The following is a 19,376-nucleotide window of genomic DNA, read 5'->3' as shown; positions in this document are numbered from 1 at the left end:
GGCGGCCGGCGGCCCGGCCCCCGCTCCGGGGCCGGGCCGTCATTCCGGCGCGCGCAGCCGGCCGAAGGCCAGCACGGCGGCGGCGAGGTCTTCCTCGGCGGTGCCGACCGACTTGAACAACGTGATCTCGTCGGCCGTCCGGCGGCCGGGATGCTCGCCCCGCACCAGGGCCGCGAGGTTGGCGAGCACGCCCCCGGTGCGCAGCGCGCCGCTTCGCATCGGCAGCACGATGTCGCCGGCTTCCGACAAGGCACCCGGCGCGTCCACGAAGACGCTGGCGCGGCGCACCGCCTCGTCGTCCGCTTCGCGCATCTCGGGCGTGAAGCCGCCCACCAGGTCCAGATGCGTGCCGGGCCGCAGCCATGCGCCCTGCACCAGCGGTGCGCGGCTCAGCGTGGCGCAGCTCACCATGCGCGCCTCGCCCACCGCGGCCCGCAGGTCGGGCGCCGCCTGGGCCGGCAGCCCTTCCGCCCGCAGCGTGGCGGCGACCTGGGCCGCCTTGCCGCCGTCGCGGCCCCAGATGGCGATGCGCTTCAGCGGCCGCACCGCTGCGTGGGCGCGCGCCAGATGCGGCGCCAGCCGGCCGGTACCCGCCACCAGGAGGCTGTCGGCCTCCGGCGCCGCCAGATACGACGCGGCCAGGGCGGAGGCGGCGGCGGTGCGCCGCGCCGTCAGCTCGTTGCCGTCCAGCGTGGCCAGCAGCACGCCGGTGCGGCCATCGAACAGCAGGTAGGTGCCCTGCACCGCCGGCAGGCCCAGCGCGCCGTTGCCGGGAAAGACGTTGACCACCTTGACGCCCAGGAAACGCCCCGGCTGCCAGGCCGGCATCAGCAGCAGCGTGGCATCCGGCCCCGTGCCGGCGGCCACGGTGTGGTGGTGGCGCACCGGCACCTCGCAGCCGTCGCGGAACATCGCGGCCAGGGCGGCGCGCAGGGCAGGGGCATCCAGCACCCGGGCGAGTTGGCTGGCGTCGGCTTGCAGGGGCTGGGTCATCGGTGGTCCTGGCTGTGGGCACTCTGGCGGCGGCCAGGGTGTCGCATCGGCCAAACCGTGTCGAGCCGGTGCCCGGCCGCCGTCAGAAGCCGGCTTGCAGGCGCAGCCCGGCCACCACCGCGTTCTTCAGCGGGCGGCCGGGCTCGCGGTCGTCGATCGCCCGTGCGGCCGGGTGCAGCAGCCATTGCAGCCCGGGGCGCAGGTGCAGCCCGCCGCCGGCCAGCGCCACGTCGTAATTGGCTTCCAGCACCAGCTCGTGGTCGCGCTCCGGCCGGGCGTCGCCGAAGGCGGCGGCGTCCTGGTCCAGCCGCCGCGCGTCGCGCCCGATGCGCGCCAGCGAGGCACCGAGCGACAACGTCTCGTCGTCCCGCCCGAAGGCACCACGCCAGGCCAGCCCCGCATCGGTTTGCAGCGACACAAGGTTGCGGTCCCCCGGCTGCGCGAAGGCGCGGGCAAAGAGGGCGAGGTTGCGCGGGCCCTCGCGCCACAGCGTCGCCTCGCCGACACCGTAGACGCCCTGGTTGTTCGCGAAGCGGCGGGGCGGTCCGGCATCCGGGTCGGCCAGCGACAGCCCGGCGCTGTCCAGGCGCTGCGAGTCGAAGCCGCCGCGCCGCAGCGTCCAGGCGCCGAGCTTGGCGGTCCAGGGGCGGGGGCCGTCCTCCGCCGTGCCGCCGGTCACGGCTTCCACGATCAGAAAAGTGCCGCCGCTGAAGCTGAAGGTGGTGCCAAAGCGGTTGTGGCGCTGCGGGTCCGTGCCTTCGCCCGGCCGCCCCGCCGGGTCGCCGGAAAACACGCCAATGCGCAGCCCGGTGCCCTTGTCCGGCGCGCCCAGCGCCAGCCGCGCGCCGGGCGCCGCGAAGGGGTAGGCAACGCCGCCCGATGGCAGGCTGGTCGCCAGCCCCACCGGCCAGCCGAAAGTGCCGTTGACCAGGTTCTCCGCCGCCTCGGCCACGGTGAACTCGGTGTCCACCGCGAGCTGGCCCGCGCGCAGCGACAGCACGTCCTCCCAACTGCGTTCCAGCCACAGCGCGCTGAGGCGGGGGGCGGACAGCGCCTCGGCATTGCTGACAGCGGCCAGGCTGCCGACCAAGTTGGCCGTCGGCTGGCGCCCGTAGATGCCCACCACGCTCGCGCCGAAGCGCCAGCCGTCTAGGGCGGGCGACAGCGCCTCGCCCAGGTCCACCGTGGTGGCGGCGGTGAGCTGCCCCAGGGCCACGGCGCCGCGCCGCACGCCGCCGCGCAGGTTGGCGAAGCCGTCCACCAGCAACCCGGCATTGACGCACACGCCGCTGCCGAGGTCGCGCCCTTCCTCGCAGGCGGTGGCGGCGGGCACGCTGTCGGCGGTCTGCGCCCGCGCGGCGGCGGGGGCGGCCAGCAGCAGGGCGGCGGCGAGGCGCAGCGGCGGCGCGATCCGGCGAGGCATCATGGCGGCTCTCGGCATGCGGGATGGAAAGCGCATCCTCGCGCGTCCTGGCGCGAAAGCAAGCCGCAGCGTGTGTCGGTCTTGGAAGGGAGAGGATGGTGCCCAGAGCTGGAATCGAACCAGCGACACTACGATTTTCAGTCGTATGCTCTACCAACTGAGCTATCTGGGCCCATGAGCGGAAGCGCCGTTGCCGGTGCCGCCGGTAGAGGAGGCGCGAGATAAACGAGGCCGGGCCGTCTGTCCAGCCGGTTTCGCCGATTGTTTCGCCCGACGCGGGCTTTTCAGTTTTCCTTGTCGTCTTCCTCCGGCACCGGCGCGCCGGGGATCACGTAATCGCCGCTCAGCCAGCGGCCAAGATCCACCTGCCGGCAGCGGGCGGAGCAGAAGGGGCGGTGCTCGGGCACCGCGGGCTTGCCGCAGATCGGGCATTTCGGGCCGGTCTTAGTCGCCATGCACATGCTCCTGGCCTGGGGGACAAAGGGGGTCGGGGCGCAGCGCCAGCGGGCCGGCGGCCTCGGCGAAGGCATCCAGCGCGCCGGGGCAGCCCCGCAGCGCGGCGCACACGGCGGGGGAGGCGGTAAGCGCCAGCCGTGCCCCGGGGCGGGCCTGCCGCAGCCCGGCCCGCAGCGCCGCCAGCCCGCGCGACAGCGCCGACAGCGGCTGGCCCAGCACCTCGTGCAGCGGGGCGCGCACGCGGCGGCGCTGCATCTCGATCAGGCCAAGGCCGGTCAGCCCCAGCACCCGCAGGTCGGGGTCGGCGGCGGCGGCTTCCTGCATGGCCGGCAGCAGCGCCTTGCGGCGGGCCACGGGCAGGCCCGCCATGTCCAGCAGGATGGCGCCCGCCAGGTGGCGCAGGCGGATCTGCCGCGCTGCCTCGAACAACGCCGCGCGGTTCAACGCCATGTGCGCGGCGGCATCGCGCCCGCCGGCCAGCCCGCCGGCATCGACGTCGATGGCCACCAGCGCGGGGGTGGGGTGGATGGACAGGCGGCCACCACCGGGTAGCGCCACCTCGGGGCCGGACAGCTCCTCGAAGGCGGCTTCCACCGCGTCGTCGAAGGCCGGCGCGGCGGACAGCCGCACGCGCTCCACGCCCACCGCGGCGCGCAGCCGGGCGGCGGTGGCGGCGCTGTCGGTGAGCAGGGGGGCATCGGGGTGCTGCGCGGCCAGCCGCAGGGGGGCGTCCGGGCCACGCGACAGCAGCCGGGGCGGGCCGGACACCGGCTCCGGCGGCGGCCGCAGGGACAGGCGGGGGCCCTTGCCGCCCTGGGCGGCGCGGGTGACGGCGACGCGCAGCCATTCGCCTTCCGTGCGGCCCTTGGCGCCCTCGGAATCCGGCAGAAAGCCGGTGTCGTCGCCCACCAGGGCCACAAAGGCGCCGGCCATGGCGGGCGCGCGGGCGTTGAGGCGGCCAACATGCAGGTCGCCCAGGCCCTCGGGCCGGGACGGACGCTCCACGAAGGCCGCGTCCAGCCGGCCGTCCCGCCACAGCGCCGTGCGCTGCTCGCCCGGCGAGGCGGACACCAGGATCAGGGGCGCAGCCAGCCGATGCCCCGCAGAAGCTGCGCCGTCTCGTAAAGCGGCAGGCCGACCACGTTGGAATGGCTGCCGGACAGAAAGCGCACGAAGGCCTCGGCCGATTCCTGGATGGTGTAGCCGCCCGCTTTGCCGCGCCATTCGCCGCCGGCGATGTAGGCGTCCACCTGCTGCGCCGTCAGGCGCTGAAAGGTGACGACGCTTTCCACCAGCCGCGTCAGCACGCGGCCATCGGGCAGCGCCAGGGCCACGCCGGTATGCACGCGGTGGCGGCGGCCGGACAGGAGGTCCAGGCATTGCCGCGCCTCGGCCTCCGTCTCCGCCTTGGGCAGGATGCGGCGGCCAACGCCCACCACCGTGTCGGCGGCCAGCACCACCGCATCGGGCGCCAGCGGCGCCACGGCGGCGGCCTTGGCGCGGGATAGGCGGGCGGCCAGCAGGCGCGGCAACTCGTCGCGCGCGGGCGTCTCGTCGATGTCGGCGGGCAGGATGCGGTCGGGCGTGACGCCGATCCGCGCCAGCAGATCCACCCGGCGCGGGCTGCCGCTGGCCAATACCAGCGGCGGTCGGGCAGCCAGAGCGCTCACTTGAAGCGGAAGGTGATGCGGCCCTTGGTGAGGTCGTAGGGCGTCATCTCGACGTTGACGCGGTCGCCGGCCAGCACGCGGATGCGGTTCTTGCGCATCTTCCCGCTGGTGTGGGCCAGGACCATGTGCTCGTTGTCGAGCTTGACGCGAAACATCGCGTTGGGCAGCAGTTCGACGACCTGGCCGCTGAACTCGATCATATCTTCTTTAGACATCAGACCTCTTCGTTGCCGGGATGGGCATTCATCAGAACGGGGCGGCGGTGCCGTCCGCGGGGGTTGCGACCGGCCATGCCGGAGGGACCGCCGCGAGGGATGCGCCGGAAAATTCGCGGGCAGAACATGATGGCGGCACCGCTCCGGGTCAAGGACAGGCTGGCGGGGTCAGCCCCGCGCGCCCGGCCCGGCGCCACCGCGCGGCGGGCGGGAAGACACCACGCAGGCCAGCAGCATGCCGAGGCCGAGCGGCGCCACCAGCGCCCAGTCGCCGGCCAGCGCCGCACCCACGGTGGCGCCCGCCAGCCCCAGCGCCAGCAGCCGGAGGTTCACCGGCCAAGCCGCATGGCGATGCTTTGCGCATGCGCGCCCAGCCCCTCGGCCTCGGCCAGCAGCACGGCGTCGGGCCCGATGGCGGCCAGCCCTTCCTGGGTCGCGTCCACCCAGGTGGTGCGCTTCAGGAAGTCGAACACCGACAGGCCGGACGCGAAGCGCGCGGTGCGGCCGGTGGGCAGCACGTGGTTGGGACCGGCGATGTAGTCGCCCAGCGCTTCGGGGCAGAAGCCGCCGAGGAACGCGGCGCCGGCGTGGCGGATGCGGGCGAACAGGGCGCGCGGCTCCTCCACCAGCAGCTCCAGGTGCTCGGGCGCCAGGCGGTCGGACAGGGCCGCGGCCTCTTCCAGGCTGCGGGCGACGATGACGGCGCCGTTGCGCGCCCAGCTTTCGCCGGCGATGGCGGCGCGGGGCAGGGTCTGCAGCGCGTCCTGCACCGCGCGCTCCACGGCGCCGGCCAGGGTCGCGCTGTCGGTGATCAGGATGGACTGGGCGCTTTCGTCGTGCTCGGCCTGGGCCAGCAGGTCCATGGCCACGCGGGCGGGGTCCTGCCAGCGGTCGGCGATCACCACCACCTCGGATGGGCCGGCGATGGAATCGATGCCGACGCGGCCGAACACCTGCCGCTTGGCTTCCGCCACATAGGCGTTGCCGGGGCCGGCCACGCGGTCCACGGGCGGGATGGACGCGGTGCCCCAGGCCAGCGCCGCGATGGCCTGCGCGCCGCCGATGCGCCAGACCTCGGACACGCCGGCGCGGCGGGCGGCGGCCAGCACCAGCGGGTTCAGCACGCCGCCGGGGGTGGGCACGCACATGGCCACGCGGGATACGCCGGCGACGCGGGCGGGAATGGCGTTCATCAGCACGGAGGAGGGATAGGCCGCCTTGCCGCCGGGCACGTAGATGCCCACCGCGTCGATCGCCCCCCAGCGCATGCCGAGCGACAGGCCCGCCGGGTCGTCCAGCAGCACGTCCGCCGGCATCTGGGCGCGGTGAAAGCGCTCGATGCGCGTCGCGGCATGGTCCAGCGCCGCGATCAGCGCGGGGTCGCATTCCGCCAGCGCGGCATCGATCTCGGCCGGCGTGACGCGCAGGGCCTCGGCGGAGGCCGGCTGCCAGCGGTCGAAGCGGGCGGTCAGCTCCAGCAGCGCGGAGTCGCCGCTCCGCCGCACCTGGGCGATGATCTCCGCCACTGCGCCGTCCACCCGCGCGGTGGTATCGCGCGCCATGTCGAGCAGGCTGGCGAAGCCGGCCTCGAAGCCGTCCTCGCTAGTATCCAGGCGGATCATGCGGCCTCCAGCGCCGCGCGGAAGCGGGCCAGCCAGGCGCCGATCGCCTCCGGGCGTGTCTTCAGCGCCGTGCGGTTGACGATCAGGCGGGAGGTGACGGGGGCGATGACCTCGGTTTCCACCAGCCCGTTGGCCTTCAGGGTGGAGCCGGTCTGCACCAGGTCGACGATCAGGTTGGACAGGCCCAGCGCGGGGGCCAGCTCCATGGCGCCGTTCAGGTGCACCACCTCGGCCTGGATGCCCTGGCGGGCGAAGTGCTGCCGCGCGATGTTGGGGTACTTTGTGGCGACCGCCACGCGCGACAACCGCTTGCGGTCGGCCCGCCCGGCCACTTCCACCGGCTCCGCCACGCTGACGCGGCAGCGGCCGATGCCGAGGTCGAGCGGCGCGTAGATCTCGGGGTAGTCGTGCTCCATCAGCACGTCGGCGCCGCAGATGCCGATCTGGGCGGCCCCGAAGGCCACGAAGGTCGCGACGTCGAAGGAGCGGACCCGCACCACGTCGAGCGACGGGTTGCTGGTTTCGAACCGCAGGCGGCGGCTGTTCTCGTCGTGAAAATCGGCGGCGGGGACGATGCCGGTCCGGGCCAGCATCGGCCCCAGCTCCTTCAGGATGCGCCCCTTCGGCAATGCGAGCACGAGAGGGGTGGCGGCGTCCGGCTCCAGGCCGGCTTCGTTGAAAGGCTGGTCCATGACGGAGTTTAGCACCGTGTCCGTGGCGGAGTCATGTCAGTCGCGCAGACGTTCGATGTCCGCGCCGACGCCAGCCAGCTTCTGCTCCACCCGCTCGTAGCCGCGGTCCAGGTGGTACACGCGGTTGACCACCGTATCCCCCTGCGCGGCCAGCCCGGCGATGATCAGCGACACGGAAGCGCGCAGGTCGGTGGCCATGACCGGCGCCCCGGTCAGCCGCGACACGCCGCGCACAATGGCCGACGAGCCGTGGGCATTGATGCGCGCGCCCATGCGGGACAACTCCGGCACGTGCATGAAGCGGTTCTCGAAGATCGTCTCGGTGATCATGGAAGCGCCCTCGGCCACCGCCATGGTGGCCATGAACTGCGCCTGCATGTCGGTGGCGAAGCCGGGGAAGGGCTCGGTCACGGCATCCACGCCGCGCAGGCCATCCACGCGCGCCACGCGCAGGCCAGCCTGTTCCTGCGTCAGCTCGATGCCGGCTTCGCGCAGGTTGGCCGCGACGGAGCCGAAGATCTCCACCCGCACGCCGGCGAGCAGCACCTCGCCGCCCGTGATGCCGGCGGCGCAGGCGAAGGTGCCAGCCTCGATGCGGTCAGGCAGGATGGGGTGGGTGGTGCCGTGCAGGCTGTCCACGCCCTCGATCACCAGCCGGTCGGTGCCGATGCCGTCGATCTTCGCACCCATGGACACCAGGCAGGCGGCGAGGTCGCCGATCTCCGGCTCGCGCGCCGCGTTGACCAGGGTGGTGGTGCCGCGCGCCAGGGTCGCCGCCATCAGGAGGTTCTCGGTGGCGCCGACCGAGACCTGGGGGAACAGGATCTTGGCGCCGTGCAGGCCCTCGGGCGCGCTGGCGTCGATGTAGCCGGCTTCCAGGTCGATCTTCGCGCCCATCGCCTCCAGCCCCTTGAGGTGCAGGTCGACGGGGCGGGTGCCGATGGCGCAGCCGCCGGGCAGCGACACGCGCGCCTGGCGGTAGCGCGCCAGCAGCGGCCCCAGCACCAGGATGGAGGCGCGCATCTTGCGCACCAGGTCGTAGGGCGCCTCGAAGTTCGTGGCCTCGCCTTCCAGGCGGATGCTTTGGCTGGCGCGGTCGTGCTCCACCCGCAGCCCGTGCTGCTCCAGCAGCGCCGCCATGGTCACCACGTCGGACAGGGCGGGGGTGTTGGTCAGCGTCACGCCGTCGCCGGTCAGCAGCGCGGTGGCCAAGAGCGGCAGCGCGGCATTCTTGGCGCCGCCGACGGCGATGGTGCCCTGCAGCCGGCGGCCGCCACGGATGCGGATGCGGTCCATCGCCTTACTTCCTTACCATCTTACAGGCGGGGCAGCGCGACGCCGCGCTGGCCCATGTATTTGCCGCGGCGGTCCGCGTAGGACACGTCCGGCGGCGCCGAGCCCTGCAGGAACAGGAACTGGCAGATGCCCTCGTTGGCATAGATGCGGGCGGGCAGCGGCGTGGTGTTGCTGATCTCGATCGTCACCTGGCCTTCCCATTCGGGCTCCAGCGGCGTGACGTTCACGATCAGCCCGCAGCGGGCGTAGGTGGACTTGCCCAGGCAGATCACCAGCACGTCGCGCGGCACGCGGAAGTATTCCACGGTGTGGGCCAGCACAAAGGAATTGGGCGGGATGATGCAGGTCGGGCCCTGGCGCGACACGAAGGAGCCGTCGTCGAACTGCTTGGGATCGACCAGCGCGTTGTCCACGTTGGTGAAGATCTTGAATTCGTCGGCCACCCGGGCGTCGTAGCCGAAGGAGGACAGGCCGAAGGAGATCACGCCCTCGCGCCGCTGGTTCTCCACGAAGGGCTCGATCATGCCCTGCTCGGTCGCCATGCGGCGAATCCAGTGGTCGGGCATGATGGACATGGGGCGGGGTTCCGTGCGCGCAGAATGGCGCCGGGGTCTACCGCAGGCGCCGTGGCGCCGCAACCGAGCGGATCAGGCGGGGGTGTCGTCGTCGGCCGGCGGGGGCGCGGCGGCATCGCGGGCGCGGCTTTGCGCCTTGCGGCGGCGCAGGTTCTCGCGCAGCGCGGCGGCCTGGCGCTTGGCGGCCTCGGCGGCACGACGCTGTCCCGCAGGAGACAAGCCAGACGCGGGTGGGCACGGGGGGGAGGGATGGTCGGGTGGCGGCTTGGTCATGCGGGACAGGTCCGGATGCCGGAAAGGCGCGGGGGCACCTGCGCGGCAGGGTCGGCTCGGCACGGCTGGAGTTCTTCCGGACATGCTGCTGCAGGGAATCGAACCCTGGACCTTTCCCTTACCAAGGGAAACGCACAACAGTATATTCCGAAACACAACCAATGCCTTAGCCGAACCGGTAAGGATTGGTGTGGCAGCTATGTGCCACCGCTCGTCTTCCGGCGCAAGCCATGCCTTGCGCGGGACAGCCCCGTACAGCCCGGATGATCGGTAACATCAAAGTGTGTATTATCCGAGCGTAACATTCAACCTGTGCGATTGTTCGTCGCCTAACCCTCATTGTGCGACGCCATGGCTTACGGAGACCGGCACGAAGCTGGGGCGCCCAGGTATGACGGAGGGTCTGGGGGCTGGGCTTCACCCCGGCTCGGCCCGGCGGCACGTGGGGTTTAAGGCAGTCTTTCTGCCACTCATCCAGTGTTTGTAGGGGGGCGCCATGGACATGTGGGAATGCCGGCCGTCTCGACTTGGCCCTGCTGTCGGGACCTCGACGGCCGGCGATACCAGCGCGCGTCCCCCTGCGTCGGTACCCTGGGTCCTGCTTGCCCGCAGGCCGACGTCGGATCCCTCAAACTCCAGCCCGGGCGAGCGGGTCCCATGCAAACCAAAAAGACCAGCAGGGCTTGAGCCCCGTCTCCCCCCCTGGCTGGAGGGATACTCCGTTCCTGCAGCTTTCTCTGGCCTTGATTGAGAGGCACCAGACCCAGCGCCCCCTCTGGCAAGAGGCGAGCGTCCAGTTCACGGCGTACGATCATCGAGAGGCCGATCGTGCGGGGACATCCTGACTTGAGACCTGATACCGGGCCCGCCCATCCCTTCATTCAGGGGGATCGGGTGCATCAGGCTGTCGGCATCCTATCGAGATGCCGTCTGAGCATGGTGCCGGGCACGGCGTCGAGGAGGTTGCGCGTATAGGCATGCTGCGGATCATCGAGCACCTGCAGCGTGTCGCCTGCCTCGACGACCTGCCCGTGACGCATCACCGCGATCCTGTCGCACAGGTAGCGGATGACGCCGATATCGTGGGAGATGACAACATAGCTGATCCCCCGCTGGGCCCGCAGACGGTTCAGCAGCTTCATGATCACCGCCTGGACCGAGACATCCAGCGCCGACACCGGCTCATCCGCGATGATCAGGCGGGGATCGGAGATCAAGGCCCGAGCGATGCCGACCCGCTGGCGCTGCCCGCCCGAAAGCTGATGGGGCCGCCGCGTGGCGAAGCCCGCCGGCAGGCTGACCTCCTCCAGCACCTTCCGGAGCCGCGCGTCCTGTTCCGCCCGGGATAGGCTGCGCAGGCTGAGCGGCTCCAGGATGCTGTGGCCGATCGTGTGCCGCGGGTCCAGGGCAGCGGCATTGTCCTGGAAGATGAACTGCACGTCCCGACGCCAGCCCGCCTTCTCCGCGGCGTCGAGGCCACGGACCTCCCGCCCGTCGAAACGGATGTCGCCCGTATCGGGCGTCTCGAGCCCGACCAGCATACGTGCCAGCGTCGTCTTGCCCGACCCGCTTTCGCCGACGATGCCCAGCGACTCACCGGGCCGCACGGTGACGGTGACGTCCCGCACCGCATCGCGGCGCCGCGCCGGGCGCCAGGGCAACCGCAGGCCACCGGCCGCGAAGCTGCGCGACACGCCCACCGCCTCGGCCAACGGGCGCGAGCGTGGCCTGGGGGCAGGCGCCACCTGTTCCGCCCTGTCCGCGATCAGCCGGCCCGGCGTCGCGGCGAGCAGGCTTCGGGTATAGTCGTGCGACGGCCGGCCGATGACGTCGCGGCATGGGCCGGCTTCGACGATCTCGCCCGCATACATCACCGCGACGCGGTCGGCGCGGTCGCCGATCACCTCCAGGTCATGCGAGACCAGCAGCACGCCCAGGCCGTGTTCCCGCCGCAGCCGGTCGATCAGGTCGAGGATCTGCGCCTGCACGGACACGTCGAGCGCCGTGGTCGGCTCGTCGGCGATCAACAGCTTCGGCCGCCGTGCCAGCGCCAGGGCGATGACCACGCGCTGCGCCAGCCCGCCCGACAGTTCGTGCGGGTATTGCGACAGGCGGTCCCGCGCGCGGTCGATGCCGACATCCTCCATCAGCGCCAGGGCGCGACGATGGGCGGTGACGGCGTCCTGTTCGCCCGCCGGCAGCGCCTCGCGGATCAGCGCGCCCACCGTCAGGCGCGGGTTCAGCGCGCGCATCGCATTCTGGAAGACGAAGCCCACCACGTCCCGGCGCAGTCGCCGCCATTCGGCGGGCGTGGTGCGCGCCAGCACCTGCCCCGCCACGGACAGATGCCCGACGCTGATCCGTGCCGCGGCGGGGGTCAGGCCGGCGATGGAAAGCGCCGTCATGGACTTGCCGGAGCCGCTTTCGCCCACCAGCCCCAGCACCTCGCCCCGCGCGATGCGGAGCGACACGCCGCGCACCGCGCGCACCGCCCCGATCTCCACCCGCAGGTCCCGCAGGTCGAGGACATCCGACTCCGGTTCGGCCATCACTCCGCCCCCACTGCCATGCGCCGCGACAACCCATCGCCGATCAACTGCGCGCAAAGCAGGACGACCAGCAGCGCCACCCCGGGAAAGACCGAGATCCACCAGGCCGCCGAGAGCTGCGTCTTGCCCTCGGACACCATCATTCCCCAGTCCGCCGCCGGAGGCTGGATGCCGATGCCGAGGAAGCTGAGCCCCGCCTCGGCCAGCACGGCGTGGGAGAAGTTCACCGTGGCGGTGATCGCCAGCAACGGCAGGGTGGAGGGCAGGATATGCCGCCAGAGAATGCGTGCCACGCCGTGCCCGGCCAGTTGCGCGGCCTCGACATAGGCGTGGCCGCGCACGGCGCGGACATGCGCGCGCACGACACGAAAGTGCAGCGGCCAGCTCTCGATCGCGATGACGAAGATGAGGTTCGTCACCGCCGAGCCGAACAGCGCCAGCACGAGCAGGGCCAGCACCAGGCCGGGGATCGACATCTGGATATCGGCCACGCGGCCGATGACGCTGTCCACCCGCCCCTGGCGGAAGCCGGCGGCGATCCCCGCCGCCGTGCCCACGGCCAGGGCGATGGCGACCGAGCAGAGGCCGACCAGCAGCGGCGGCCAGCCGCCCCACAGCACGCGGCTCAACACGTCGCGGCCCAGCATGTCAGTGCCGAACCAGTGCGCTGCGGAGGGGCCTTCCAGGAGGTTCAGCAGGTCCTGCTCGTTGGGATCGTAGGGCGAGACCAGCGGCGCGGCGCAGACGAGCACCACCACCACCGCCAGCATCGCGGGGGCCGCCGCGCCGGCCAGGGCGCGCAGCCAGCGCGAGGGGCGGGGCTGCGCCTGGGCGGGCAGGGTGACGGATATCTCGCTCATCGACGTTCCTGCGCGCGGGGGTCGACCAGGGCCACCAGGATATCGACCACCAGGCTGGCCCCGACGTAGCCGAGGCAGATCAGCATCACCGCCGCCACCACCACGGGATAGTCGTGGTTGTTGACCGAGCGCACCAGGAGTTCTCCCACGCCCGGCCATGAGAAGACGCTTTCCACGATCACCGCGCCGCTGAGGATGCCGCCGACCTGCAGGCCGATCAGCGAGATCACCGCGCCGAGCGCATTGACTGCCACGTGGCGGATGCGGATGCGCCGTTCCGACAGGCCCATGGCGCGGGCGGTGAGCACATGCTCCTCGAACTGCACCTCGCGGATCGAGGCGGCGAAGAGCCGCGCGACGCCGGGGGCGACGTAGCAGGCCAGCGTCACCATCGGCAGCACCGGATGCAGCCAACTGCCGGTGCCGCCGGTCGGCAGCCAGCGCAGGGTCAGGCTGAACAGCAGGATCAGCACCAGCGCCAGAAAGAAGCTGGGCGTGGACTGCAGCACCATCAGCAGCCGCAGCGGCAGGCTGCGCAAGAGCGGCACCCGCCCGGTCGCGGCGAGATAGCCGGCGGCGAGCCCCACCACCGAGCCCAGCACCACGGCGCTGAGGCTGACCTGCAGCGTCCGCGGCACGCGCAGCAGCACCTCGGTGAAGGCGGGGCGGCCGGTGAAGAGGGAGGGCGGGAAGCTGCCGGTGGCCAGATTCACCAGGAAGTCCCAGTACTGCACCGGCACCGGCCGGTCGAAGCCATAGGCGCGGGCCAGTGCCGCCACATCGGCGGCGCTGGCGCTTTCGGCCGCGAGATAGACCGCCGGGTTGCCGGTCGCGAAGATCATGGCGAAGACCACGGTGGCCGCGCCCCAGACCGCCACCACCGCGCCCAGCAGCCGCCGCGCCAGGAAGTCCGGGGTGACCGGGACCCGCAGGGTCGCGAGGCGCGCCGCGAGCCAGCCGGTGCTGCCACTCTTTGTGACGCCCGGCATCTAGGCCCAGCTCATGTCGCTGGCCTTGATCCAGTCGTCGCTGCGCGCCTGCCAGCGCAGCCGTTTGCTAACCGCGAAGGTCTGCGGCTGGATGAACAGGAACACCTCCAGCACGTCGTCCAGCATCGCCTGCGACGCCGCCTTGATGTCACGGATCTGCTGGTCGGCCTCCAGCGCCTCCCGCTGCACCTCCACCGCGCGGTCGAAGGTCATCGGCATCGGGCCGAAGGCGTAGGGTCCCTTGCTGCTGTATTGTCCGAACAGCTCGGTCGCCGAGTTGGATTGAGAAACATAGCCGGCATAGGTGAAATCCGGCGCCAGCTCGGGCTGCGTGCGCAGCGCGAGAAACGCCGAGTAGGGCAGCAGCGCCACCTGCAGCCGGATGCCAACCTGCCCGAGCTGTGCCGCGATGATCTGACAGATCGGCGACACCGCCAGCGACGATCCCTCCACCGAGGTCTTCAGCGTCAGCGACAGCCCGCCGGCATATCCCGCCTCGGCCAGGAGCGCCTTCGCCCGGGCGGGATCATAGGGCCAGGGCTTGTAGCTGTCGTTGAAGCCGGGCGTCTGCGGGTTCAGCACCTGGGTGGTGCCGGCGCCCACATAGCCGCGGAAGATGGCCTTGGTGATGGCGTCCTTGTTGATGGCGTAGTTGATCGCCTGCCGCACGCGGATATCGGCCAGCGCCCGGTTGCCAAAATGGAACTTCAGCACGTGGAAGCGCTGCCCTTCCCGCGCGCCGACGGTGTAGTCCGGCAGGGTCAGCAGCTGGGCCATGTCAATCGGGTCGATGCGCAGCGTGGCGTCGATCTCACCGCCGCGGATGCCGGAGATGCGGGCGGCCGGGCTGTCGATGCCGCGATACAAGACCTTCTCGATCGCCGGCGCCGGCCCGTGGAAGTCCGGATTGCGCTCCAGCACGATGTCGCCGCCGGGGTCGAAGCTGACCATGCGATAGGCGCCGGAGGCATTGACCTCGACCTTGGGGTTGTGGGTCCCGGTCCACTCCGGCTCCAGCATGAACATCCAGCTCAGGCGGCGTGGCAGCTCCAGCCAGGGGCGCTTGGTGTGGAACACCACCGTGTGCGGGCCGGCCGCCTCGACCCGGTCGATCAGGCCGAGGTCGGTGTTGGCGGTCGCGCGGATCGCCGGGTCCATCATGCGCTGGAAGTTCCAGGCGACGACGGAGGCGTCCAGCGGCTTGCCGTTCTGGAACCGCGCGGCGGGGTTCAGGTGGAAGGTGAAGCGCGTGGCCGCATCGACCTCCCAGCCGGTCGCGAGGTCGCCCACCAGCCGGCCGGAGGCGTCCAGCGTGGTCAGCGACGACAGCACCTGCGACAGCACGGACAGGTTGCCGCCGGTCGCCCGCGCATGGGCGGGGTCCAGGGTGGCCACGGTGTCGATCGCCAGCACGGCGGGCCCGCGGGCCTCTGCCGCGCGGGCGGATCGCGGGGCGGTGGCGGCGGCGAGGGCTGCGGCCATGGTCAGGGCGGAACGCCGGGAGATGGCGGAGGCGGTCATGGGCAATGGTTTCCGGTCGTTCAACGGAAGGGCCGCCGCATCAGCCCGCATGGGCCAGCTTCCGCGCGGCGGGCTCGGGCAGGCCCATGTTCTCGCGCAGCGTCACGCCCTCGTATTCGGTGCGGTAGAAGCCGGCGGCCTGCAATGCCGGCACCAGCAACCCGGTGATCCGCTCGCTGCCGCCGAGCTGGTAGGTTGCGGACAGGTTGAAGCCGTCGCAGCCCTTGAGCAGGAAGCGCTCCTGCATTTCCTCCGCGATGCGCTCGGCCGAACCGCAGGGCGACCAATGGCCGCCGCCGGTCGTCATCTTCTCGATGATGTTGCGGATGGTATAGTTCTTGTCGACCGCCCAATGGCGATAGATCTCGTAGCGCGTCTGCATGCTCTGCACCGTCTCGACCGGCGGGAAGGCTGCGGCCGGCAGCACCTCGTCCAGGTCGTAGTCGTCCAGTGGCACGCCGGGCAGGCGGACCTGCAACTCGTATTTGGCGGCCGTCATGTCCAGCAGGTCGTTGAGCTGCTCCTGCATCGACCGTGCCTCGGCCTCCGTGCGGCCGATCACCGGCACGCAGCCCGGCAACACCTTCAGCTCATCGGCGTGCCGGCCGAACTTCGCCATGCGTCCCTTCAGATCGGCGTAGTGTGCCTGGCTTTCCTCCAGCGAGGTGCCCTGGGCATAGACCATGTCGGCATGCTGGGCCGAGAGGTCCTTGCCGGCCGAGGACTGGCCGGCCTGCGCGATCACCGGCCGCCCCTGCGGCGGGCGCGGCATGTTCAGCGGGCCGGCGACCTGGAAGACCTCGCCGTCGAAGCGTTCGCAGCGCACCTTGTCGGGTTCAGCATAGATGCCGGTTTCGCGGTCGATCACCAGCGCGTCGGCATCCCAGCTGTCGAACAGCATGCGGATGACCTGAGCGTATTCCGAGGCGCGCTTGTGCCGCTGCCCGTGCTCCATCATCCCGCCGCCCGAATAATGCTCGGCGCCGCCATAGGAGGTGACCATGTTCCAGCCCGCCCGCCCGCCCGACAGGTGATCCAGCGAGCACATCTGCCGCGCGACGTTGTAGGGCTCGGTGAAGGTGGTGGAGAAGGTCGCCAGCAGCCCGATCCGCTCGGTCAGCGGCACCAGGGCGGCGGCGATGGACAGGGCTTCCAGAAATCGCTTGGGGCGCGTGCGCAGCGTCGCCTGGTCGTGGTCGGCGCTGTCGGCCAGGAAGACCATGTGCATCTTGGCCGCTTCCGCCATCCGCGCGGCATCGGCGTAGAGGCTGAGCGAATAGGAATCCTCGGCCCGGCTGTCGCGGATGCGCCAAGCTGACTGGTGCTGCCCCACACCGTTCACCAGCAGGGCGAGGATCATTTTGTTGGAATGCGACATGCAGGCCCCCTCGTGCAAACACCGCGCGGGCACGGCGGGTGCCTTCCGAAGGAAGGTCCAGGCCGTGACCGACGAAATTATTGCTGCACCTGCGAGGTGATTCCCAATACAAAGAATGGCACCACACATGAGAGATTCCTCATGCGCATCTCGTTCCGGCAACTGGAAGCGTTCCGCCTGTTTTCCAGCAATCTCAGCGTCACCGAGACCGCCCGGCTGACCCATGTGTCGCAGTCCGCGGTCAGCCATGCGCTGCATGGCCTGGAACAAACGCTGGGCATCAAGCTGTTCTTCCGCGCCGGCAACAGGGTGCGTCTGACGCGGGAGGGGCTGGCGATCCTCCCGGTCATGGACCGGGTCTTCGCGCAGCTCTCGCAGTTGGAAACGCAGTCGGAAGCCATGCGGAGCCTGGACGCCGGGCATCTGACGGTGGCTTCCATGCCGCCGATCGGCACGTGGCTCATCAACAGTGCTGCCGCGCGTTTTCTGGAAGCGCGGCCGAAGCTGCGTTTCAGCCTCCGCAACACGGCGGCAGGCGAGATCCTGGAACAGGTGCGCGGCGAGATCGCGGATGTCGGCTTCACGATCGTCGGCGGGGACGACACGGGCGTGCGGCTGGAGCCTTTGCTGAGGGCGGAGATCGTCTGCGTCCTGCCGCCGGGCCATCCCCTGTGCCTGCGCGCGCAGATCGAAGTCGCCGACCTGATCGGGGAGCGGCTGATCGCGCCCAGCGTCGACACCGCCGTCGGTGCCGCGATCCGCGGGGCGTTTCCCACCGAGCATCGGCGACAGGTGGACCGGCTGGAGATCAACCAGTCCGCGGTCGCCGTCGATCTGGTCGCGCGGGGCATCGGGATCGGATTGCTGCACCCCTTCGGCCTGCCCCTGGGAGCGGCAGGGGTGGTGCTGCGCCGCTTCTGCCCGACCATCACGCTGAGAGTGATGACGGCCCTCCCGCGCAACCGCCCGACCTCGCCGCTGGTCGCCAACTTCGTCAGTGAGGTACGCAAGGTTGCGAAGGACATGCTGGATGGGCAGACCGGCGCCGCGTCCTTCATGATGGTCGAAGGCAGCGCGCAACAGGTCTGACGCAACCTTGGGCCATCCGGTCCATCGATCCCGCCTGGTATCGGCCTCCCCAGGCCCCTGATTGCCACGAACACACAGCGGCCTCACGTCGTCATGGCGGCTGCTAACGCGCCGGCCTTTCCGCGTGCGGGCCGCTGCTCAGGCCTTCCTGACGTTCCACGGCAAGGTCGCCGGTCCCTTCAGCACGCCCTGGATGGTGTTCCGGTACGCGGTGCGCTGCACGTACTGGCCCAAGGGCACGAGGGGGGCCGTGCGCATGACGACCGCCTGGATGCGATCGCTGATCGCCACGCGCTCCGCATCCGAGGCGGCGCGCAGCCATTGCTGCACCAATGCCTCGACCTCCGCGTTCTCGTACCAGCCGAAATAGCCCCGGGCGCCCTGGCCGCGGATCATGAAGTTAACCGGCGGGCTCATGATCGCCGGGCCGTTGACGACGGTGACGAAGGCGGACCAGCCGCCCTGGGCGACAGGCTCCTTCTTGCCCCGCCGCTGCACGACGGTGCCCCAGTCCGTGCTGACCACGTCCACCTTCAGCCCGATCCGCCGCATCACATCCGCCGCCAGCTCGGCGAAGTCGCCCAGCGGCGGGTTGTCGCTGGGTGCCAGCAGAACCACCGGCTCGCCCTTGTAGCCGGCGGCGGCGATGGCGATCCTCGCCGCCTGGGCATCGCCTGGCATGGTGCCGGGGATCGGCCGCCCCGCCGGCGTGCCGCAGGGAAAGGCGGAGTGGCAGATGGTGAAGGAGGATTCGTCACCCGCCGTCGCCACCTGCAGGAAGGGGTGCTGGTCCACCGCCTGCAGCACCGCGCGGCGGATGGCCTCGTTGTCGAAAGGCGGGTGCAGGACGTTGAAGCGCAGCGCGCCGGCCCAACCGGTGGTGTCGATCACATCCAGCACGATGTCGTTGCGCCGCTTCAGCATGGGCACGAGGTCCGCCAGCGGCTTCTCGACCCAGTCCACCTCGCCCTGCTGCAAGGCGGCGACAGCCGTGGCGGAATCCGGGATCACCCGCCATTCGATCCGGTCCAGCCTCGCCACCTTGCCGCCGGAGGTCCAGTCCGGCGCCTCCTGCCGTGGCACGTAGCCGGCAAACTTCTCGTAGACCGAGAGTGCGCCGCTGACATACTCATCCGCCTTGAAGCGGAACGGACCGGAGCCGACCATCTCCGCCACCTGCTGCCCCGGGTCCGTCCGCGCCAGCCGCTCCGGCATGATGAAGGGCGGGAAGACGGACATGGCCATCAGCGTGGCCAGGGTCGGCATCGGCTCCTTCAGATGCGCCACGATGGTGCGGTCGTCCGGTGCTTCCCAACGGTCCAGGAAGCCGGCGATGATCTGCCCCGCGCCCTGGCGGAGGCACCAGCGCTGCAGGCTGGCGACGCAGTCGCGTGCCAGCACGGGCGCGCCGTCATGGAAGCGCAATCCTTCCCGCAGCCGGATGGTCCAGCGGCGGCCGTCGTCGGACACCGTGTGACCCGCGGCCATCTGCGGCAGCACCTGCCCCTGCGCATCGGTGCCGTACAGCGTGTCGAACACCGCGTAGCCGTGGCACAGCGTGACATAGGCCGTGGACCAGATCGGGTCGAGCTGCGTCAGGTTGGCGGAGGGGACGTACCGCAGCACGCGGCTGCCGGCGCCCTGCGCGACGGCGAAGCGGGGCAGGGTGGCCAGGGCGGCGGTCGCGGTGCCAGCGGCCAGGAGCGAGCGTCTCTTCAAGGTCGGTTCCTCGAGCGAAGGGAAGCTGTCGGCTGGCGTTGTTGCGCGGCCCGGGC

The 19,376-nt window shown here is 71.1% G+C and carries 19 protein-coding genes and 1 tRNA gene; 1 reads left to right on the top strand and 19 read right to left on the bottom strand.

The annotated features are described in order from the left end of the window. Nucleotides 1–39: 39 nt before the first annotated feature. The 18 genes from lhpI to IAI59_RS15915 form a co-directional block, all read right to left on the bottom strand. A complete protein-coding gene (gene lhpI / locus IAI59_RS16000; RefSeq protein WP_207415097.1) occupies nt 40–993 on the bottom strand; it encodes a bifunctional Delta(1)-pyrroline-2-carboxylate/Delta(1)-piperideine-2-carboxylate reductase in 954 nt (317 codons plus the stop codon). A gap of 82 nt (nt 994–1,075) precedes the next feature. Further along, a complete protein-coding gene (locus IAI59_RS15995) occupies nt 1,076–2,419 on the bottom strand; it encodes a carbohydrate porin (RefSeq protein WP_207415098.1) in 1,344 nt (447 codons plus the stop codon). A gap of 93 nt (nt 2,420–2,512) precedes the next feature. Then, nucleotides 2,513–2,588: transfer RNA gene (locus IAI59_RS15990), tRNA-Phe, on the bottom strand. Nucleotides 2,589–2,700: 112 nt separating this feature from the next. After that, nucleotides 2,701–2,871 (bottom strand): DNA gyrase inhibitor YacG, encoded by a 171-nt coding sequence (gene yacG, locus IAI59_RS15985; protein ID WP_207415099.1) that lies wholly within the window; start codon nt 2,869–2,871, stop codon nt 2,701–2,703. After that, on the bottom strand, nt 2,861–3,943 hold the full coding sequence (locus IAI59_RS15980; protein ID WP_237181144.1) for a ribonuclease E/G: 1,083 nt from the start codon (nt 3,941–3,943) through the stop codon (nt 2,861–2,863). The genes yacG and IAI59_RS15980 overlap by 11 nt, the downstream gene beginning before the upstream one ends. Before the next feature lie 5 nt (nt 3,944–3,948). Continuing rightward, nucleotides 3,949–4,542 (bottom strand): Maf family nucleotide pyrophosphatase, encoded by a 594-nt coding sequence (locus IAI59_RS15975; RefSeq protein ID WP_207415100.1) that lies wholly within the window; start codon nt 4,540–4,542, stop codon nt 3,949–3,951. Next, nucleotides 4,539–4,757 carry a translation initiation factor IF-1 gene (gene infA / locus IAI59_RS15970; protein WP_007003972.1) on the bottom strand — a complete coding sequence of 73 codons (219 nt, stop codon included), beginning with the start codon at nt 4,755–4,757 and terminating at the stop codon, nt 4,539–4,541. The genes IAI59_RS15975 and infA overlap by 4 nt, the downstream gene beginning before the upstream one ends. A gap of 168 nt (nt 4,758–4,925) precedes the next feature. After that, nucleotides 4,926–5,090, bottom strand: coding sequence for a hypothetical protein (locus tag IAI59_RS15965; RefSeq protein WP_207415101.1), 165 nt, complete (start codon nt 5,088–5,090; stop codon nt 4,926–4,928). After that, a complete protein-coding gene (gene hisD, locus IAI59_RS15960; RefSeq protein ID WP_207415102.1) occupies nt 5,087–6,379 on the bottom strand; it encodes a histidinol dehydrogenase in 1,293 nt (430 codons plus the stop codon). Before hisD ends, IAI59_RS15965 begins: the two co-directional genes overlap by 4 nt. Then, complete coding sequence (hisG, locus tag IAI59_RS15955; protein ID WP_207415103.1) at nt 6,376–7,071, bottom strand: ATP phosphoribosyltransferase; 696 nt, start codon at nt 7,069–7,071, stop codon at nt 6,376–6,378. The genes hisD and hisG overlap by 4 nt, the downstream gene beginning before the upstream one ends. 36 nt (nt 7,072–7,107) lie before the next feature. Beyond that, nucleotides 7,108–8,367: a UDP-N-acetylglucosamine 1-carboxyvinyltransferase gene (gene murA / locus IAI59_RS15950; RefSeq protein ID WP_207415104.1), complete on the bottom strand. Its 1,260-nt coding sequence runs from the start codon at nt 8,365–8,367 to the stop codon at nt 7,108–7,110. Between the two features lie 20 nt (nt 8,368–8,387). Beyond that, nucleotides 8,388–8,942, bottom strand: a complete 555-nt coding sequence (gene dcd / locus IAI59_RS15945) for a dCTP deaminase (protein WP_207415105.1) — start codon at nt 8,940–8,942, stop codon at nt 8,388–8,390. Between the two features lie 72 nt (nt 8,943–9,014). Beyond that, nucleotides 9,015–9,161, bottom strand: a complete 147-nt coding sequence (locus IAI59_RS15940; protein WP_207415106.1) for a hypothetical protein — start codon at nt 9,159–9,161, stop codon at nt 9,015–9,017. Nucleotides 9,162–10,114: 953 nt separating this feature from the next. After that, nucleotides 10,115–11,764: a dipeptide ABC transporter ATP-binding protein gene (locus tag IAI59_RS15935; RefSeq protein WP_207415107.1), complete on the bottom strand. Its 1,650-nt coding sequence runs from the start codon at nt 11,762–11,764 to the stop codon at nt 10,115–10,117. Next, nucleotides 11,764–12,624: an ABC transporter permease gene (locus tag IAI59_RS15930; protein WP_207415108.1), complete on the bottom strand. Its 861-nt coding sequence runs from the start codon at nt 12,622–12,624 to the stop codon at nt 11,764–11,766. The genes IAI59_RS15935 and IAI59_RS15930 overlap by 1 nt, the downstream gene beginning before the upstream one ends. After that, the gene (locus tag IAI59_RS15925; RefSeq protein WP_207415109.1) at nt 12,621–13,613 is read right to left on the bottom strand and encodes an ABC transporter permease; all 993 of its coding nucleotides are present in this window, start codon (nt 13,611–13,613) and stop codon (nt 12,621–12,623) included. The genes IAI59_RS15930 and IAI59_RS15925 overlap by 4 nt, the downstream gene beginning before the upstream one ends. Next, complete coding sequence (locus tag IAI59_RS15920) at nt 13,614–15,134, bottom strand: ABC transporter substrate-binding protein (protein WP_207415110.1); 1,521 nt, start codon at nt 15,132–15,134, stop codon at nt 13,614–13,616. Between the two features lie 40 nt (nt 15,135–15,174). Then, nucleotides 15,175–16,512 (bottom strand): NtaA/DmoA family FMN-dependent monooxygenase, encoded by a 1,338-nt coding sequence (locus IAI59_RS15915; RefSeq protein ID WP_207415111.1) that lies wholly within the window; start codon nt 16,510–16,512, stop codon nt 15,175–15,177. A 141-nt stretch (nt 16,513–16,653) separates the two neighbouring features. On the opposite strand from IAI59_RS15915, the gene IAI59_RS15910 reads away from it, so the two are divergent. Continuing rightward, complete coding sequence (locus IAI59_RS15910; RefSeq protein ID WP_207415112.1) at nt 16,654–17,601, top strand: LysR family transcriptional regulator; 948 nt, start codon at nt 16,654–16,656, stop codon at nt 17,599–17,601. A 138-nt stretch (nt 17,602–17,739) separates the two neighbouring features. Here IAI59_RS15910 and IAI59_RS15905 read toward each other — a convergent pair whose 3' ends face one another. Further along, a complete protein-coding gene (locus IAI59_RS15905) occupies nt 17,740–19,320 on the bottom strand; it encodes an ABC transporter substrate-binding protein (RefSeq protein ID WP_207415113.1) in 1,581 nt (526 codons plus the stop codon). Between the last annotated feature and the right edge of the window lie 56 nt (nt 19,321–19,376).

The organism is Roseomonas haemaphysalidis, assembly GCF_017355405.1.
Lineage (GTDB): Bacteria > Pseudomonadota > Alphaproteobacteria > Acetobacterales > Acetobacteraceae > Pseudoroseomonas > Pseudoroseomonas haemaphysalidis.
The sequence above is the reverse complement of the archived record's forward strand: the minus strand, read 5'-3'. Positions and strand labels throughout refer to the sequence as shown.

Bases quoted from the DNA above. Each gene is read 5' to 3' on its own strand.
- IAI59_RS15935 (WP_207415107.1), bottom strand. From the start codon at position 11,764: ATGGCCGAACCGGAGTCGGATGTCCTCGACCTGCGGGACCTGCGGGTG.
- yacG (WP_207415099.1), bottom strand. From the start codon at position 2,871: ATGGCGACTAAGACCGGCCCGAAATGCCCGATCTGCGGCAAGCCCGCG.
- lhpI (WP_207415097.1), bottom strand. From the start codon at position 993: ATGACCCAGCCCCTGCAAGCCGACGCCAGCCAACTCGCCCGGGTGCTG.
- IAI59_RS15930 (WP_207415108.1), bottom strand. From the start codon at position 12,624: ATGAGCGAGATATCCGTCACCCTGCCCGCCCAGGCGCAGCCCCGCCCC.
- hisD (WP_207415102.1), bottom strand. From the start codon at position 6,379: ATGATCCGCCTGGATACTAGCGAGGACGGCTTCGAGGCCGGCTTCGCC.
- IAI59_RS15925 (WP_207415109.1), bottom strand. From the start codon at position 13,613: ATGCCGGGCGTCACAAAGAGTGGCAGCACCGGCTGGCTCGCGGCGCGC.
- IAI59_RS15915 (WP_207415111.1), bottom strand. From the start codon at position 16,512: ATGTCGCATTCCAACAAAATGATCCTCGCCCTGCTGGTGAACGGTGTG.
- IAI59_RS15920 (WP_207415110.1), bottom strand. From the start codon at position 15,134: ATGACCGCCTCCGCCATCTCCCGGCGTTCCGCCCTGACCATGGCCGCA.
- murA (WP_207415104.1), bottom strand. From the start codon at position 8,367: ATGGACCGCATCCGCATCCGTGGCGGCCGCCGGCTGCAGGGCACCATC.
- dcd (WP_207415105.1), bottom strand. From the start codon at position 8,942: ATGTCCATCATGCCCGACCACTGGATTCGCCGCATGGCGACCGAGCAG.
- IAI59_RS15995 (WP_207415098.1), bottom strand. From the start codon at position 2,419: ATGATGCCTCGCCGGATCGCGCCGCCGCTGCGCCTCGCCGCCGCCCTG.
- hisG (WP_207415103.1), bottom strand. From the start codon at position 7,071: ATGGACCAGCCTTTCAACGAAGCCGGCCTGGAGCCGGACGCCGCCACC.
- infA (WP_007003972.1), bottom strand. From the start codon at position 4,757: ATGTCTAAAGAAGATATGATCGAGTTCAGCGGCCAGGTCGTCGAACTG.
- IAI59_RS15910 (WP_207415112.1), top strand. From the start codon at position 16,654: ATGCGCATCTCGTTCCGGCAACTGGAAGCGTTCCGCCTGTTTTCCAGC.